The 13,188-nt window shown below is 66.8% G+C and carries 12 protein-coding genes; 11 read left to right on the plus strand and 1 reads right to left on the minus strand.

Going from position 1 to position 13,188, the window contains the following annotated elements:
• The first annotated feature begins 111 nt into the window (after positions 1 to 111).
• The 6 genes from V6M48_RS01175 (at position 112) to V6M48_RS01200 (ending at position 6,143) form a co-directional block, all read left to right on the plus strand.
• Positions 112 to 423: a hypothetical protein gene (locus V6M48_RS01175; protein ID WP_332810684.1), complete on the plus strand. Its 312-nt coding sequence runs from the start codon at positions 112 to 114 to the stop codon at positions 421 to 423.
• Between the two features lie 69 nt (positions 424 to 492).
• Complete coding sequence (gene sucC / locus V6M48_RS01180; RefSeq protein WP_332810685.1) at positions 493 to 1,692, plus strand: ADP-forming succinate--CoA ligase subunit beta; 1,200 nt, start codon at positions 493 to 495, stop codon at positions 1,690 to 1,692.
• A 25-nt stretch (positions 1,693 to 1,717) separates the two neighbouring features.
• Positions 1,718 to 2,467 (plus strand): electron transfer flavoprotein subunit beta/FixA family protein, encoded by a 750-nt coding sequence (locus tag V6M48_RS01185; protein ID WP_332810799.1) that lies wholly within the window; start codon positions 1,718 to 1,720, stop codon positions 2,465 to 2,467.
• Between the two features lie 183 nt (positions 2,468 to 2,650).
• A complete protein-coding gene (locus V6M48_RS01190) occupies positions 2,651 to 3,562 on the plus strand; it encodes a sulfite exporter TauE/SafE family protein (protein ID WP_332810686.1) in 912 nt (303 codons plus the stop codon).
• A 34-nt stretch (positions 3,563 to 3,596) separates the two neighbouring features.
• Positions 3,597 to 4,373 carry a TIGR02186 family protein gene (locus V6M48_RS01195; protein ID WP_332810687.1) on the plus strand — a complete coding sequence of 259 codons (777 nt, stop codon included), beginning with the start codon at positions 3,597 to 3,599 and terminating at the stop codon, positions 4,371 to 4,373.
• An 81-nt stretch (positions 4,374 to 4,454) separates the two neighbouring features.
• Positions 4,455 to 6,143, plus strand: a complete 1,689-nt coding sequence (locus tag V6M48_RS01200) for an ATP-binding protein (protein ID WP_332810688.1) — start codon at positions 4,455 to 4,457, stop codon at positions 6,141 to 6,143.
• 304 nt (positions 6,144 to 6,447) lie between these two features.
• On the opposite strand, the gene V6M48_RS01205 is transcribed toward V6M48_RS01200, so the two are convergent.
• Complete coding sequence (locus V6M48_RS01205) at positions 6,448 to 7,866, minus strand: M23 family metallopeptidase (protein WP_332810689.1); 1,419 nt, start codon at positions 7,864 to 7,866, stop codon at positions 6,448 to 6,450.
• A gap of 400 nt (positions 7,867 to 8,266) precedes the next feature.
• Here V6M48_RS01205 and V6M48_RS01210 point away from each other — a divergent pair, with 400 nt between their 5' ends.
• The 5 genes from V6M48_RS01210 (at position 8,267) to V6M48_RS01230 (ending at position 13,177) form a co-directional block, all read left to right on the plus strand.
• The gene (locus V6M48_RS01210) at positions 8,267 to 10,786 is read left to right on the plus strand and encodes a helicase-related protein (RefSeq protein ID WP_332810690.1); all 2,520 of its coding nucleotides are present in this window, start codon (positions 8,267 to 8,269) and stop codon (positions 10,784 to 10,786) included.
• Positions 10,779 to 11,078, plus strand: coding sequence for an RNA-binding S4 domain-containing protein (locus tag V6M48_RS01215; protein WP_332810691.1), 300 nt, complete (start codon positions 10,779 to 10,781; stop codon positions 11,076 to 11,078). The genes V6M48_RS01210 and V6M48_RS01215 overlap by 8 nt, the downstream gene beginning before the upstream one ends.
• 26 nt (positions 11,079 to 11,104) lie before the next feature.
• Positions 11,105 to 11,443 (plus strand): ferredoxin FdxA, encoded by a 339-nt coding sequence (gene fdxA / locus V6M48_RS01220; protein ID WP_332810692.1) that lies wholly within the window; start codon positions 11,105 to 11,107, stop codon positions 11,441 to 11,443.
• 366 nt (positions 11,444 to 11,809) lie between these two features.
• Positions 11,810 to 12,346, plus strand: coding sequence for a CarD family transcriptional regulator (locus V6M48_RS01225; protein ID WP_332810693.1), 537 nt, complete (start codon positions 11,810 to 11,812; stop codon positions 12,344 to 12,346).
• Positions 12,347 to 12,478: 132 nt separating this feature from the next.
• Complete coding sequence (locus tag V6M48_RS01230; RefSeq protein ID WP_332810694.1) at positions 12,479 to 13,177, plus strand: head GIN domain-containing protein; 699 nt, start codon at positions 12,479 to 12,481, stop codon at positions 13,175 to 13,177.
• The last annotated feature ends 11 nt before the right edge of the window (positions 13,178 to 13,188 follow it).

The raw sequence follows: 13,188 nt of genomic DNA on the forward strand, positions 1-13,188 counted from the left end.
GTTGAGGCCCGGAATGTTGAGGCATGTGCGCCGCGTCCACTTTACCAAGCGGAGCCGTTCGCAGATGATTGGCGTTACTGCGGCAAAGACCGCCTGACAGGAGATTCGATCGTGCGCATTCTTGTCCCTCTGCTCGCGGCGCTACTCGTCGCCGGCTGCGCGACCAGCGTCGAATCACGCGTCGAAAGCAAGCTGATCGAGGCCGGGCTGTCGCGGCCGATGGCGAGCTGCATGGCCGAGCGGCTGGTCGACCGCCTCTCGAACGACCAGCTGCGCGAGCTCGGGGGGCTGGCGAACCTGCGCGACCGCAACCTCGGCACGATGACGATCGAGCAGCTGCTCCGCCATTTGCGCGCTTCGGTCGACCCGCAGGTGTATGAAGTTGTGACGCGCGCGGGCATCGGCTGCGCGATCGCGGGCTGAGCCGCTTCCAATCGCGCTGCCATTATGCTTTAGCCGGCGCCGAAATCAGGCGCGAGGACTCCCTTTTTCATGAACATCCACGAATATCAGGCCAAGGAACTGCTTGCTCGCTTCGGTGTCCCTGTCCCCGCCGGTCACGCGGCGATGAGCGTCGAGGAGGCCGTGGCCGCCGCGGAGAAGCTTCCGGGGCCGCTCTATGTCGTCAAGGCGCAGATCCATGCCGGCGGGCGCGGCAAAGGCAAGTTCAAGGAACTCGGGCCCGACGCCAAGGGCGGCGTCCGCCTCGCGCACACGGTCGACGAAGTCCGCGCCCATGCCAGCGAGATGCTCGGCAAGACCCTGGTCACGATCCAGACCGGTGCCGAAGGCAAGCAGGTGCAGCGGCTTTACATCACCGACGGTGTCGACATCGCGCGCGAATATTATCTGGCGATGCTGGTCGATCGCAGCAGCGGCCGGATCGCGATCGTCGCTTCGACCGAAGGCGGCATGGACATCGAGGCGGTCGCACATGACACGCCCGAGAAGATCCACAGCTTCACGGTCGATCCCGCGACCGGGCTGATGCCGCATCACGGACGGGAGGTCGCTGCGGCGCTCGAGCTGACCGGCGATCTTGCCAAGCAGGTGCAGGCGATGCTGCCCAAGCTCTACGCCGCGTTCGTCGGCACCGACGCCTCGCAGATCGAGATCAACCCGCTCGCCGTCACCGACGATGGCCGGCTGCTGGTGCTCGATGCCAAGGTCGGCTTCGATTCGAACGCGATGTTCCGCCACAAGGATCTGGCCGAGCTGCGCGACCTCACCGAGGAAGATCCGATGGAGGTCGAGGCGTCGAAATACGACCTCGCCTATATCAAGCTCGACGGCGACATCGGCTGCATGGTCAACGGTGCTGGCCTCGCGATGGCGACGATGGACATCATCAAGCTGAACGGCGCCTTCCCGGCCAACTTCCTCGATGTCGGCGGCGGCGCGACCAAGGAAAAGGTCACTGCCGCGTTCAAGATCATCCTCAGCGATCCGGCGGTGAAAGGCATTCTCGTCAACATCTTCGGCGGCATCATGCGCTGCGACATCATCGCCGAAGGCATCATCGCCGCCGCGCGCGAGGTCGATCTGTCGGTGCCGCTGGTGGTCCGGCTCGAAGGGACCAATGTCGAGCAGGGCAAGGCGATCCTGGCCGAATCGGGCCTGCCGATCGTCGCCGCCAACGACCTCGGCGACGCCGCGCGCAAGATCGTCGCGCAGGTGAAGCAGGCGGCCTGAGCCCGCGATCAGAGGAGCGACGATGATGAAGCTGCTGGTGCCGGTCAAACGGGTGATCGACTATAATGTGAAGCCGCGCGTCAAGCCGGATGGCAGCGGCGTCGATCTCGCCAACGTCAAGATGAGCATGAACCCGTTCGACGAAATCGCGGTCGAGGAGGCGATCAGGCTCAAGGAGAAGGGCGCCGCGACCGAGATCGTCGCGGTGTCGATCGGCCCCGCCAAGGCGCAGGAGACGCTCCGCACCGCGCTGGCGATGGGTGCCGACCGCGCGATCCTGGTGGTCACCGACCAGGAGGTCGAGCCGCTCGCGGTCGCCAAGATCCTGCGCAAGATCGCGGACGACGAGCAGCCCGGCATGATCATCCTCGGCAAGCAGGCGATCGACGACGACAGCAACCAGACCGGCCAGATGCTCGCGGCGCTGCTCGGCTGGAGCCAGGGCACCTTCGCGTCGAAGGTCGAGATCGAGGGCGGCTCGGTCGACGTCACCCGCGAGGTCGACGGCGGCCTGGAGACGGTGCGGCTGAAGCTTCCGGCGATCGTCACCACCGACCTGCGGCTCAACGAGCCGCGCTACGCGACCTTGCCCAATATCATGAAGGCGAAGTCCAAGCCGCTGGTCCAAAAGACGCCCGAGGAGCTTGGCGTCGACATCGCGCCGCGGCTCGCGACGGTGCAGGTGCGCGAGCCGTCGAAGCGCGAGGCCGGCGTCAAGCTGGCGAGCGTCGACGAGCTGATCGACCGCCTCAAGACGCTCGGCGTGGTCGGCTGACGACCGGCCGGTTCGGCCTGTGCTCGGCATGGGCCTTGTTGCCGCTCGGCGCAGCAGCCAGCAGAGAGGGCAGCGACGGGCTCGGCCGGAGCCGGCGCCGCTGCGTCTCGCTCCCGCTTTTTCGCGGGAGGCCGTCCCGCTGCCTTTCGTAGCCGGTCAATAGCGGCTAGTTTCGCGCCGCGCATGGACATCTACCTCCCGATCGCGGGCCTGTCGGTCAATGCCCTGATGATCATCGGCCTGGGCGGCATCGTCGGTCTGCTGACCGGGATGCTCGGCGTCGGCGGCGGCTTTCTCACCACGCCGATCCTGATCTTCTACGGAATCCCGCCGGCGGTGGCAGTAGCCTCCTCGGCGACCCAGATCACCGGGACGAGCGTCTCGGGCCTGCTCGCCTATCGCCGCCGCAAGGGTGTCGATTATCGCATGGGGGCGGTGCTGATCGCCGGCGGTACGGTCGGGGCGGTCGTCGGCGGCTTCCTGTTCCGCCTGCTCCAGGAGCTCGGCCAGATCGATACCGCCATCGCCGTGCTCTACGTGATCCTGCTCGGCAGCATCGGCCTCTTGATGGCGCGGGAATCGGCGAGCGCGCTCGGCCTTTTCAAGCCGTCCGAGCGCGCTCGCGCTCCGCGCCGGCACAACCCGATCACGGCAGTGCTGCCGATGCGCTGGCGCTTCTATCAGTCGGGCCTCTACATTTCCCCGCTCGCCCCGCTCGCGCTCGGCTTCGTCGCCGGCATCCTGACCGTCCTGCTCGGCGTCGGCGGCGGGTTCATCGTCGTTCCCGCGATGATCTATCTCCTCGGCATGTCGGCGCAGGTCGTCGTCGGAACGTCGCTGATGCAGATCCTGGCGGTGACGGCGGCGACGACTTTGATCCACTCCATCACGACCAAGTCGGTCGACATCGTGCTCGCCGTGCTGCTGCTGCTCGGCAGCGTGGTCGGCGCGCAGCTCGGCGCCCGCTTCGCCCAGCGCATCAAGCCCGAGCTGCTGCGCCTGATCCTGGCGGTGGTGGTGCTGGCGGTCGCGTTCCGCATGGCGCTGAGCCTGGGCTGGCGGCCGGCCGAGATCTACACGGTCGAGCCCCTGTGAGCATGGCTGTGAGGATGGCTGTGAGTCCGAAGACGTGAATTGGCCGTACCTAAGCCGCGCGCGGCTTTGCCTGCTGCTTGCGCTGGCCCCCCTCCTCGCCGGCGCCGCCAAGCCCAGGCTGGTCCCCGACGTCTCGCAAAGCGCGATCCAGATCCAGTACTCGTTCACCGGCGCCGATCTGCTGTTGTTCGGCGCGATCATCTATCCGGGAGGGCGGACGCCGAAGGAGCGCGCCGACATTGCGGTCGTCGTGCGAGGCCCAGTCGAGCCGATCGTCGTGCGCGAGAAGCAGAAGGTCGCCGGCATCTGGATGAATGCCAACAGCGCCCGCTTCCGTTCGGCCCCCGCTTTCTATGCCGTCGCCTCGTCGCGGCCGCTCACCGAGCTGGTCGACGAGCGCACCGCCGCGATCTACGAGCTCGGGCTGCAGAATTTGCAGCTTTCCCCCGGCACCGGCGCCGGCCCGGAGGAGCAACGCCGGTTCGAGGCGGGGCTGATCGACCTGCGCGAGCGCAACCAGCTCTATGTCGAGGATCCGGACGGCGTGACGATCACCGACGGCGTCCTCTACCGCGGGCGGATCACGATCCCGGCGCGGGTGCCGGTCGGCACCTATACCGCCGAGACCTTCCTGATCCAGAACGGGCGCGTGATCGCGGGCGCGCCGCGCGAGATCCACATCCAGAAGCTCGGCTTCGAACGGTTCGTGACGATTGCGGCGCAGCAATGGTCGCTGGCCTATGGCCTGTTCGCGGTTGCGGTGTCGCTGCTGCTCGGCTGGGCGGCGAGCGCGATTTTCCGCCGCGGCTAGCCCGTTGGTGTCGCAAATCAGTTGTTTACCCAATTGCGTTAATCAGCCTGCAATGGCTCAGCTTGGGATGATGGCGACCGCATGAACGACATGGCATATAGCAATTTCCCTGCCACTCCCGCGCCCGAGGAATCGACGGTGCCGGTCGCGCAGCAGGTGACATCCTCGACGCGCCTCGCGCCGATCGGCCGGGTGACCGAGATCAGCGGCGGCGGGGCGAGAGTCCAGATGGAGGGCAAGAGGTTGCGCGAGATCGGGATCGATCCCGATCCGAGCGTCGCTCTGTCCGGTCAGGTCGGCAGCCAGATCAAGCTCGAAGCATCGGCCAAATGGCTGCTCGCCAACGTCCGCGCGCTCCGCGTCAACGAGGGCGACGGCGATCTCGTCACCGCCGAGATCGACTTCCTCGGCGAAGGCGACGAGGACGAACGCAACGGCAGGCTGACCAACTTCAAGCGCGGCATCACCAGCTATCCGATTCCGGGCAATCTCGTTTACCCGGTGACCGGCGCCGACCTGAAGCAGATGTTCGCGGCCGATGACCGGGCGCATATCGAGATCGGCACCGTCTATCCGACCCGCGACGTCCGCGGCGCGCTCTACATCGACGCCCTGCTCGGCAAGCATTTCGCATTGCTCGGATCGACCGGCACCGGCAAGTCGACCTCCGCCGCGCTGATCATGCACCGCATCTGCGATCTGTCGCCCGACGGGCACATCGTCATGATCGATCCGCACGGCGAATATTCGGCGGCGTTCAAGAGCAATGGCGAATTGTTCAACGTCGACAATCTCGCAATGCCTTATTGGCTGATGAACTTCGAGGAGCATTGCGAGGTGTTCATCACCTCGACCGGCGCCGAGAAGCAGCAGGACAAGGATATCCTCGCCAAATGCCTGCTGATGGCGCGCGCCAAGAATCGCGCCGCCGAAGGCCTTTCCAAGCTCACCGTCGATTCGCCGATCCCCTATCTCATCTCCGATCTGCTGACCGCGATCAGCAACGAGATGGGCCTGCTCAACAAGGCGACCGACACCGCGCCGTTCATGCGCCTGAAGACCAAGATCGACGAATTGAAGTCCGATCCGCGCTATAATTTCATGTTCTCGGGAATGCTCGTCGGCGACAGCATGGCCGCCTTCATCGCCAAGATCTTCCGCTTCCCCAGCAAGGGCAAGCCGATCTCGATCGTCGACGTCTCGGGCGTTCCGTCCGACATCACGTCCGTGGTCGTCGCGGTGCTCGCGCGCCTTGTGTTCGATTATGCCATCTGGTCGCGCAACGAGCTTCAGCGGCCGGTGCTGCTGATCTGCGAGGAGGCGCACCGCTACGTCCCAGCCGACAAGACATCGTCGGGTCAGTCGGCGCGCAAGATCCTGGAGCGGATCGCGAAGGAAGGTCGTAAGTACGGCGTCGCGCTCGGCCTGATCACGCAGCGTCCATCCGATCTTGCCGAAGGCGTGCTCTCGCAGTGCGGCACGATCATCGCCATGCGCCTCAACAACGATCGCGACCAACAGTTCGTCAAAAGCGCGATGCCCGAGGGCGCGCGCGGCTTCCTCGACGCCATTCCGGCGTTGCGCAACCGCGAATGCATCGTCTGCGGGGAGGGTGTTTCGATTCCGATCCGAGTGTCGTTCGACGACCTCGAGCGCGACCGCCAGCCCGCCTCCGCCGACCCTTTGTTCTCCGAATTGTGGCGCCAGACCGGGGATGAGGAAGGCATGGTCACGAGAGTCGTGCGGCGCTGGCGCAGCCAGGGACGCTGATCAAGCGGCGGGCCTGAGGCTCAACCCCAAACGACCTCGCGCCACCAGGCCGCGGGCGGGCAGGCCGTGCGGCTGGCGGCGAAGGTCCTGCCGAACCCCGTCACGCCGTCAGCGAGCCGGTACCTATTACGGAAGCTTTGGCTCGACGCGCAGTTGGAGCATGAAGCGAAAAAAAGGTGGGTACCGGCTTTTCGCAAGAAGCAATGCGGTATCAAATGGTTATAGGGCAGGCTGCGATTCCATCCGATCGCAGCTTGCTCTAGACCTTGGCGCGGGTGACGGGGAAATCCGCCCCGCGGCGGGATCAGGCCCGGCCGGCCTTCTTCGCCGCCTCTGCCGTGGCGGTCCGCGTCTGGCTCGGCCGCACGCCGGCAGCGCGCACCCCGAGCAGGTTGCGCAGCTTGCTCCTGAAGCCGGCGAGCGCCCGCCCGCTCAACTGCGCGCGGGTCGTGAACTTGACCGACGCCGGGTTGACCGGCCGGCCGTTGCGATACATTTCGTAGTGGAGGTGCGGCCCGGTCGAAAGGCCGGTCGAGCCGACATAGCCGATGATCTGGCCCTGCCGGACATATTGACCGGGTTGTGCGACGATCCGGCTCATGTGCGAATAGGATGTGGCAAGCTCGCCGGGATGGCTGAGGCGGACCTGCCTGCCGTAACCGCCCGCCCATCCGGCGCGCACCACCCTGCCGGAGGTCGCGGCGAGGATCGGCGTGCCGTAGCCGGCGCGGAAATCCATCCCCTTGTGCATCCGCGAATAACCGAGGATCGGATGCCGGCGCATGCCGAAATTGGAAGAGACGGTGCCGGGGACCGGGCGCTGGAGCATGCCGCTCGTCCTGCCGACGCCCGACGCCTCGAACCATTGCGTCCTGCCGCCTTGCTCCCATTGCATCAGCTGCAGGTCCTTCGCCCGCGCCCGATCGAGCCCCGCGTACAAGAGCTCGCCGGTCTCGGTCTCGCCGGTTTCGGCGCGGCGATGCTTGAGAATGATGTCGAACCGGTCGTCGGCGCCGACGCTGCCGATCTCGATCTGGCTCGCGATGGCGCGAATATAGGCTTCGACCGCGCGCGCCGGAGCGCCGACCGCGCGCGCCGAGCGATAGAGGCTCGAGCCGACCCGGCCTTGGATCCTGAGTGGCGTCTCGTCGACGGCGATCGGATGCCGAATCAGTCTCAGCGATCCGCCGAGCCTGCGAACCTCGAGCTTGAGATCGAACGCGGCGCGGAACGATAGCGCATCGAGCGGGCGCGCAACATCCTTCGAGGGACGGCGGCCGAGCGTGACGTCGATCGTCGTGCCGGGGCTGAGCTCGCCCAGCGGAATCGCGTCGCCCACCATTTCCGCGACGCTGTCGGCCTCGGCCTTGCCGACGCCGGCGCGCCGCAGCACACGGCCAAAGGCATCGCCGCGGCTCAAGGTCGCAAGCAGATCGATCCTGGGACGTTCCGGCGTGTCGGCCAAAGGCTCGACGGCATCGGTCGCGGCCATGCGTCGGCCGGTGTCGGCGCCGTAAGCCAGCGGCGAGATGGTGAGCGCGCGGGCTTCTTCCCATTGCGCATCGGCCAGAGGAGCGGGCGAGGCGCCGACCAGCGGCTCGATGCCCGGGGCAAACGCATAAGCGGAATAGCAAAGCGCGACGCAGACGACGAAGCCACGCCGCCACTCGCGCGAGCCGATCTGAGCGCCAAGATCGGTGACCAGCTCGAGCTCCGCGAGCATCGCCTTGAGCCTGGACTTGGCCGGCGCAAGGCCCCGCGCTGGGGCGTGCGGCTGGAAGCCTTTGACCGGGCCAAAACTGGGGGCGGAGCGGGGCGCATATGCGGGAGCGAAAGCGGCACGACTGAGCGGGCGATCCAGGGTCAGCGCCGCAGCGCCGCCACCAGGGCCTCCACCTATGTCATGGAATTGAAACAGTGTTCGGCCCCCCCGCGACTCTTATCGCCCCCGCTCTCGCGTCGACCAAGAGGACTGTGGGTAAAATGGGTTAATGTAAAGTAAGCCCTCTTCGCTATCGCCGATTCTTGCGGTGAACCGCCACGACTCCCCGGTGAGCCGTGCAAAGCGACTGGAACCTATTCAAAGCGTTGCGCTTCCGCGCGAGCGTGCCAATGTAACGTCGATGAGCGATTTCGCCCGGGCGCCGTTGGCTGCCATCCTTGGGCCGACCAACACCGGCAAGACCCATCTGGCCGTCGAACGGATGTGCGCGCATTCGAGCGGAATGATCGGATTTCCGCTGCGCCTGCTCGCCCGCGAGGTCTATGATCGGGTCGTCAAGATCAAGGGGGCGAACCAGGTCGCGCTGATCACCGGCGAGGAGAAGATCCTGCCGAAGGACGCTCGTTGGTTCCTGTGCACGGCCGAATCGATGCCGGTCGACCGCGACTTCGCCTTTGTCGCCTTGGACGAGGCGCAGCTCGGGATCGATCCGGAGCGCGGCCATGTCTTCACCGATCGCATGCTCCATGTCCGCGGCCGCGAGGAGACGATGATTCTCGGCTCCGAAAGCCTCGCGCCGATGGTGCGGACATTGCTGCCCAAGGCGGAGATCGTCGGCCGCCCCCGCTTCTCGACGTTGAGCTACGCCGGCCCGACCAAGCTGTCGCGCTTGCCGCCGCGTTCGGCGATCGTCGCCTTCTCGGCGGAGCAGGTCTATGCGGTCGCCGAGATGCTGCGGCGGATGCGCGGCGGCGCCGCAGTGGTGATGGGCGCGTTGAGCCCGCGCACGCGCAATGCCCAGGTCGCGATGTACCAGGCCGGCGAGGTCGATTATCTGGTCGCCACCGACGCGATCGGCATGGGCCTCAACATGGACGTCAGCCATGTCGCCTTCGCCGGCCTGTCGAAATTCGACGGCAAGCGCCGGCGGCGGCTCAGCACCGCCGAGATGGCGCAGATCGCCGGCCGCGCCGGCCGCCACCAGCGCGACGGCACCTTTGGTGTGCTCACGCTCGAAGGCGAGCTTTCGGCCGAGTTCCGCCCGGAGGAGATCGAGGCGATCGAGGAGCATCGCTTCGCGCCGCTCGAATTCCTCTACTGGCGCGAGGGCGATCCCGATTTCAGCAGCGTCGCCGCGCTGATCCGCTCGCTCGAGCGGCGCCCCGATCGGCCGGGACTGCGCGCCGCGCCGGAGGCGATCGATCTCGCGGTGCTCAAGCGGCTGGCCGAGGATGGCGAGACGCCGGCGCGCGCCAATTCGCCCGCCCGCGTGCAGCGCCTGTGGGCGGCCTGCGGGCTGCCCGATTTCAGGAAGACCGGGGTCGATCCGCACGCGCGGCTGGTTGCTCGGATCTTCGCTTATCTCACCGAGGGCAGCGGCCGCATCCCGAACGGTTGGTGCGCCGAGCAGGTCGCGCGCCTCGACAACGTCCAGGGCGACATCGACACGCTGGCCGACCGCATCGCCGGGGTCCGCACCTGGGCCTATATCGCCCATCGCGCCGATTGGCTGAGCGACCCGGCAGCGATGGCGGAGCGCACCCGCGAAGTCGAGGAACGGCTGTCGGACGCGCTGCACGAGCGGTTGACCCAGCGTTTCGTCGATCGGCGGACATCGGTGCTGATGCGCGATCTCGCGAGCGGCAGTGCCGCGGCCGACTTCCCGGTGATCATCGACGAGCAGGGCGAGGTGAGCGTCGGCAGCTATGCCATCGGATCGTTGCGCGGCTTCCATTTCGAGGTCGATCCCAGCGCCCGCCACGCCGACCGCAAGATGCTGCTCGCCACGGCCGAGCGCCGCCTCGGCGGCGAGTATGAGAAGCGCGCGGCGGCGCTGGTCGCGGACACCGACCTCAATTTCACCTTGCGGACCGAGGCGCAGCAGCCGGTGGCGATCCTCTGGCGCGGCCATGAGGTGGCGCGGCTCGGGCCGGGCAAGAACCTGCTTTCGCCGCGGCTGCTGCTCGACAAACGCCTGCTGTCGCTGTCCGAGCGGGGCCGCGACGCCGTGATCGAGCGGCTCCAGATCTGGGTGCGAACCCAGGTCGAGCGGGCGCTCGGCCCGCTTCGCGCGGCGGGAGCTGCGGCGCGCGATCCGGCGATGCCCGCGGGCGTTCGCTCGATTCTGGCGATGATCGTCGACGAAGGCGGCGTGATCGCGCGTTCGGAGGTCGCGGCGCCGCTCGCGGGGCTCGATCCGCGGCAGCGCAAGATGCTCACCAGCCTGCGCGTCCGGATTGGTGCGCTCGACCTCTTCCTGCCCGACGCGCTCAAACCCGAGGCGCTGCGCTGGCGCACGGCGCTTCGCGCGGCCGCGGCCGGCGCGCTGATGCCGGCGCTGCCGCCGCCGGCGAGCGTCGTGCTTGCGGCACCCCAAGGCGACGAGCGCGACTTCCTCACCAAGCTCGGCTTCAGGATGCTCGGTCCGCAAATGCTGCGGGTCGATCTCGTCGAGCGCCTCGCGCGCCACGCGCATCAGGCGCGCGCGGGCAAGCAGACGGAGGTCGTCAACACGGCGCTCGTCACATCGCTCGGGCTTCACCCGCAGGCGATCGCGCGCTTGATGCGGGACATCGGCTTCAGGCCCGCCGCGAATGATATCGGCTGGATTTGGAAAGGCCGCGCGCCGCGGCGGCAGGAACGCGAGGTGGCTCCGTCGCACGCTTTCGCTGCGCTTGCCGGGCTGCGCCGCAATGGCTGAGGGCGCCAGCCTCAGGCTCGATAAATTTCTGTGGTTCGCGCGCATCGTCAAGACGCGTGCGCTTGCCCAGGCGATGGCCGAGGAAGGACGGATCCGCCTCGCCGGCCGCGTCGTCGATCGCGCGCATGCGCCGGTCCGCGTCGGCGACGTGCTGAGCTTTGCGACGCGCGGAACCGTGCGGGTGATCCGCATCGAAGCGCTGCCGGCGCGGCGCGGCCCGCCGGCCGAGGCACGCACGCTTTATAGCGAGATCGCCGAACGGACGTTGACGAGCGAAGCGCTGGGCGATTAGGGGGTGGGCGCGCCAGGAGAAGCCCAATGACCTATGTCGTGACCGACAATTGCATCCGCTGCAAATATATGGACTGTGTGGAGGTGTGTCCGGTCGACTGCTTCTACGAGGGCGACAACATGCTCGTGATCAATCCGAGCGAGTGCATCGACTGCGGCGTGTGCGAGCCCGAATGCCCGGCCGAGGCGATCTTGCCCGATACCGAGCTCGGCCAGGAAAAGTGGCTCGAGATCAACGCGCAATATTCGGCCGAATGGCCGAACATCACCCGCAAGCGGGAATCGCCCGCCGATGCCGACGAGCACAAGGGCGAGACCGGCAAGTTCGAGAAATACTTCTCGCCGGAGCCTGGCCAGGGCGATTGACCCTGGGGTCCGCGCCTCGACCATATGAATAGAGCCTGAGTCACGCTCTCGGTGGAAGCGCGAAGCGCTTCCACCTCAAACGATCAGGCTCTCGACCGAACGGTCGGCGCCACGAGCGGTGAAGCGGCGGCGCCCCCGGGCGCAGGGCCAAAACAGCCGGCCATATTTAGGCGGCGATATTGCGCGCGCGCCGCAAGGCTAGCTTTTACGCCTAGTTTATGTTAGATAATCGCCACCGAGCGGGCGTTTGCGTCCGCATTTTGGCGATCTAGAATCGCTGCAAAACCCGGTTTTGAACTGCATCGGTCAGGGACGGATGCGGCATATCATGCGGTTTGCGGCTGTTTCCATGGGAAGGTCTAATAAATGGCAGCGAAGGCGTTGAGCTTCGACGTTGGCGATTACGTGGTTTACCCCAAGCACGGGGTTGGGCGTGTCATCGAACTGCAGAGCACCGACATCGCGGGCATGCAGCTCGAACTGTATGTGCTGCGCTTCGAAAAGGAGAAAATGACGCTCCGCGTGCCGACCAACAAGGCGGAGAGCGTCGGGATGCGCAAATTGTCGTCCGACAAGACGATGCAGGAAGCGCTCGCAACGCTCAAGGGCAAGCCCAAGGTCAAACGCACAATGTGGTCGCGCCGCGCGCAGGAATATGAAGCCAAGATCAATTCCGGCGACCTCGTCTCGATCGCCGAGGTGACCCGCGACTTGTTCCGCGCCGACGACCAGCCCGAGCAGAGCTATTCCGAGCGGCAGATCTTCGAGGCCGCTTCGAGCCGCCTCGCGCGCGAGCTTGCGGCGATGGAGCAGGTCGACGAGCCCAAGGCGCTCGACAAGATCCTCGACATCCTCAATGTCGCGGCGGCGGTCTACAACAAGGACAAGGTCCAGGAGAAATAGGCCAAGCGCCTGTTCCCGACGAAGAAGGCGGCCCCGATGCGGGCCGCCTTTTTTTGTCCTAAAGGACCGGAACATCTTCCGCCCCGCCCGTCCGGTGATTGGTCGTTAACCATATCGCACCATAAGGCGCTGATGCACAGGAACCTGCTCGCCCTCGCCGCCGCCTTCGCCGCCCTCCCCGCTTCAGCCGGCGCCGCCGAGCGGCGCTTCACCGTCACGGATTTCGACCGGGTCCAGATCAGCGGCGCCTATCAGGTCCGCCTCGGCACCGGACGCTCGGCTTCGGCGATCGCCAGCGGCCCGCGCGGCGCGCTCGACCGCGTTTCGATCGACGTCCAGGGGCGCACCCTGCGGGTCCGGCCAAACCAATCCGCCTGGGGCGGCTATCCCGGCGAGCAGAACGGATCGCTGACCATCGTCCTGACCACCCAGGATCTGCGTGCCGCGAGCGTCGACGGTGCCGGCCTGCTGGACATCGACAGTGCCAAGGCGATGCGCCTCGATCTGATCGTCGCCGGCAGCGGCCGGCTCAATGTCGCGCGGGTCCAGGCCGATACGTTGCTTCTGACCCAGATGGGCGCCGGCACGATCCGGCTCGGCGGCAGTGCCAAAACACTGCGCGCCGAAATCCACGGCGCCGGCAGCGTCGAGGCGGAGGGCCTCACGGTCGATGATGCGCAAATCGCCGCCGACACCGCCGGAGTGATCACGCTTCGGGTGACCCGCGCCGCGAAGATCACCGCCACCGGCTCGGGCGACGTTGAAATCCTCGGCACCCCGGCCTGCACGGTCAAGGCGGTCGGCGCCGGCCAGGTGAAGTGCGGGCGATAGGGCTTGATGCC

Source organism: Sphingomonas sp. (genome assembly GCF_036677245.1).
Lineage (GTDB): Bacteria > Pseudomonadota > Alphaproteobacteria > Sphingomonadales > Sphingomonadaceae > Allosphingosinicella.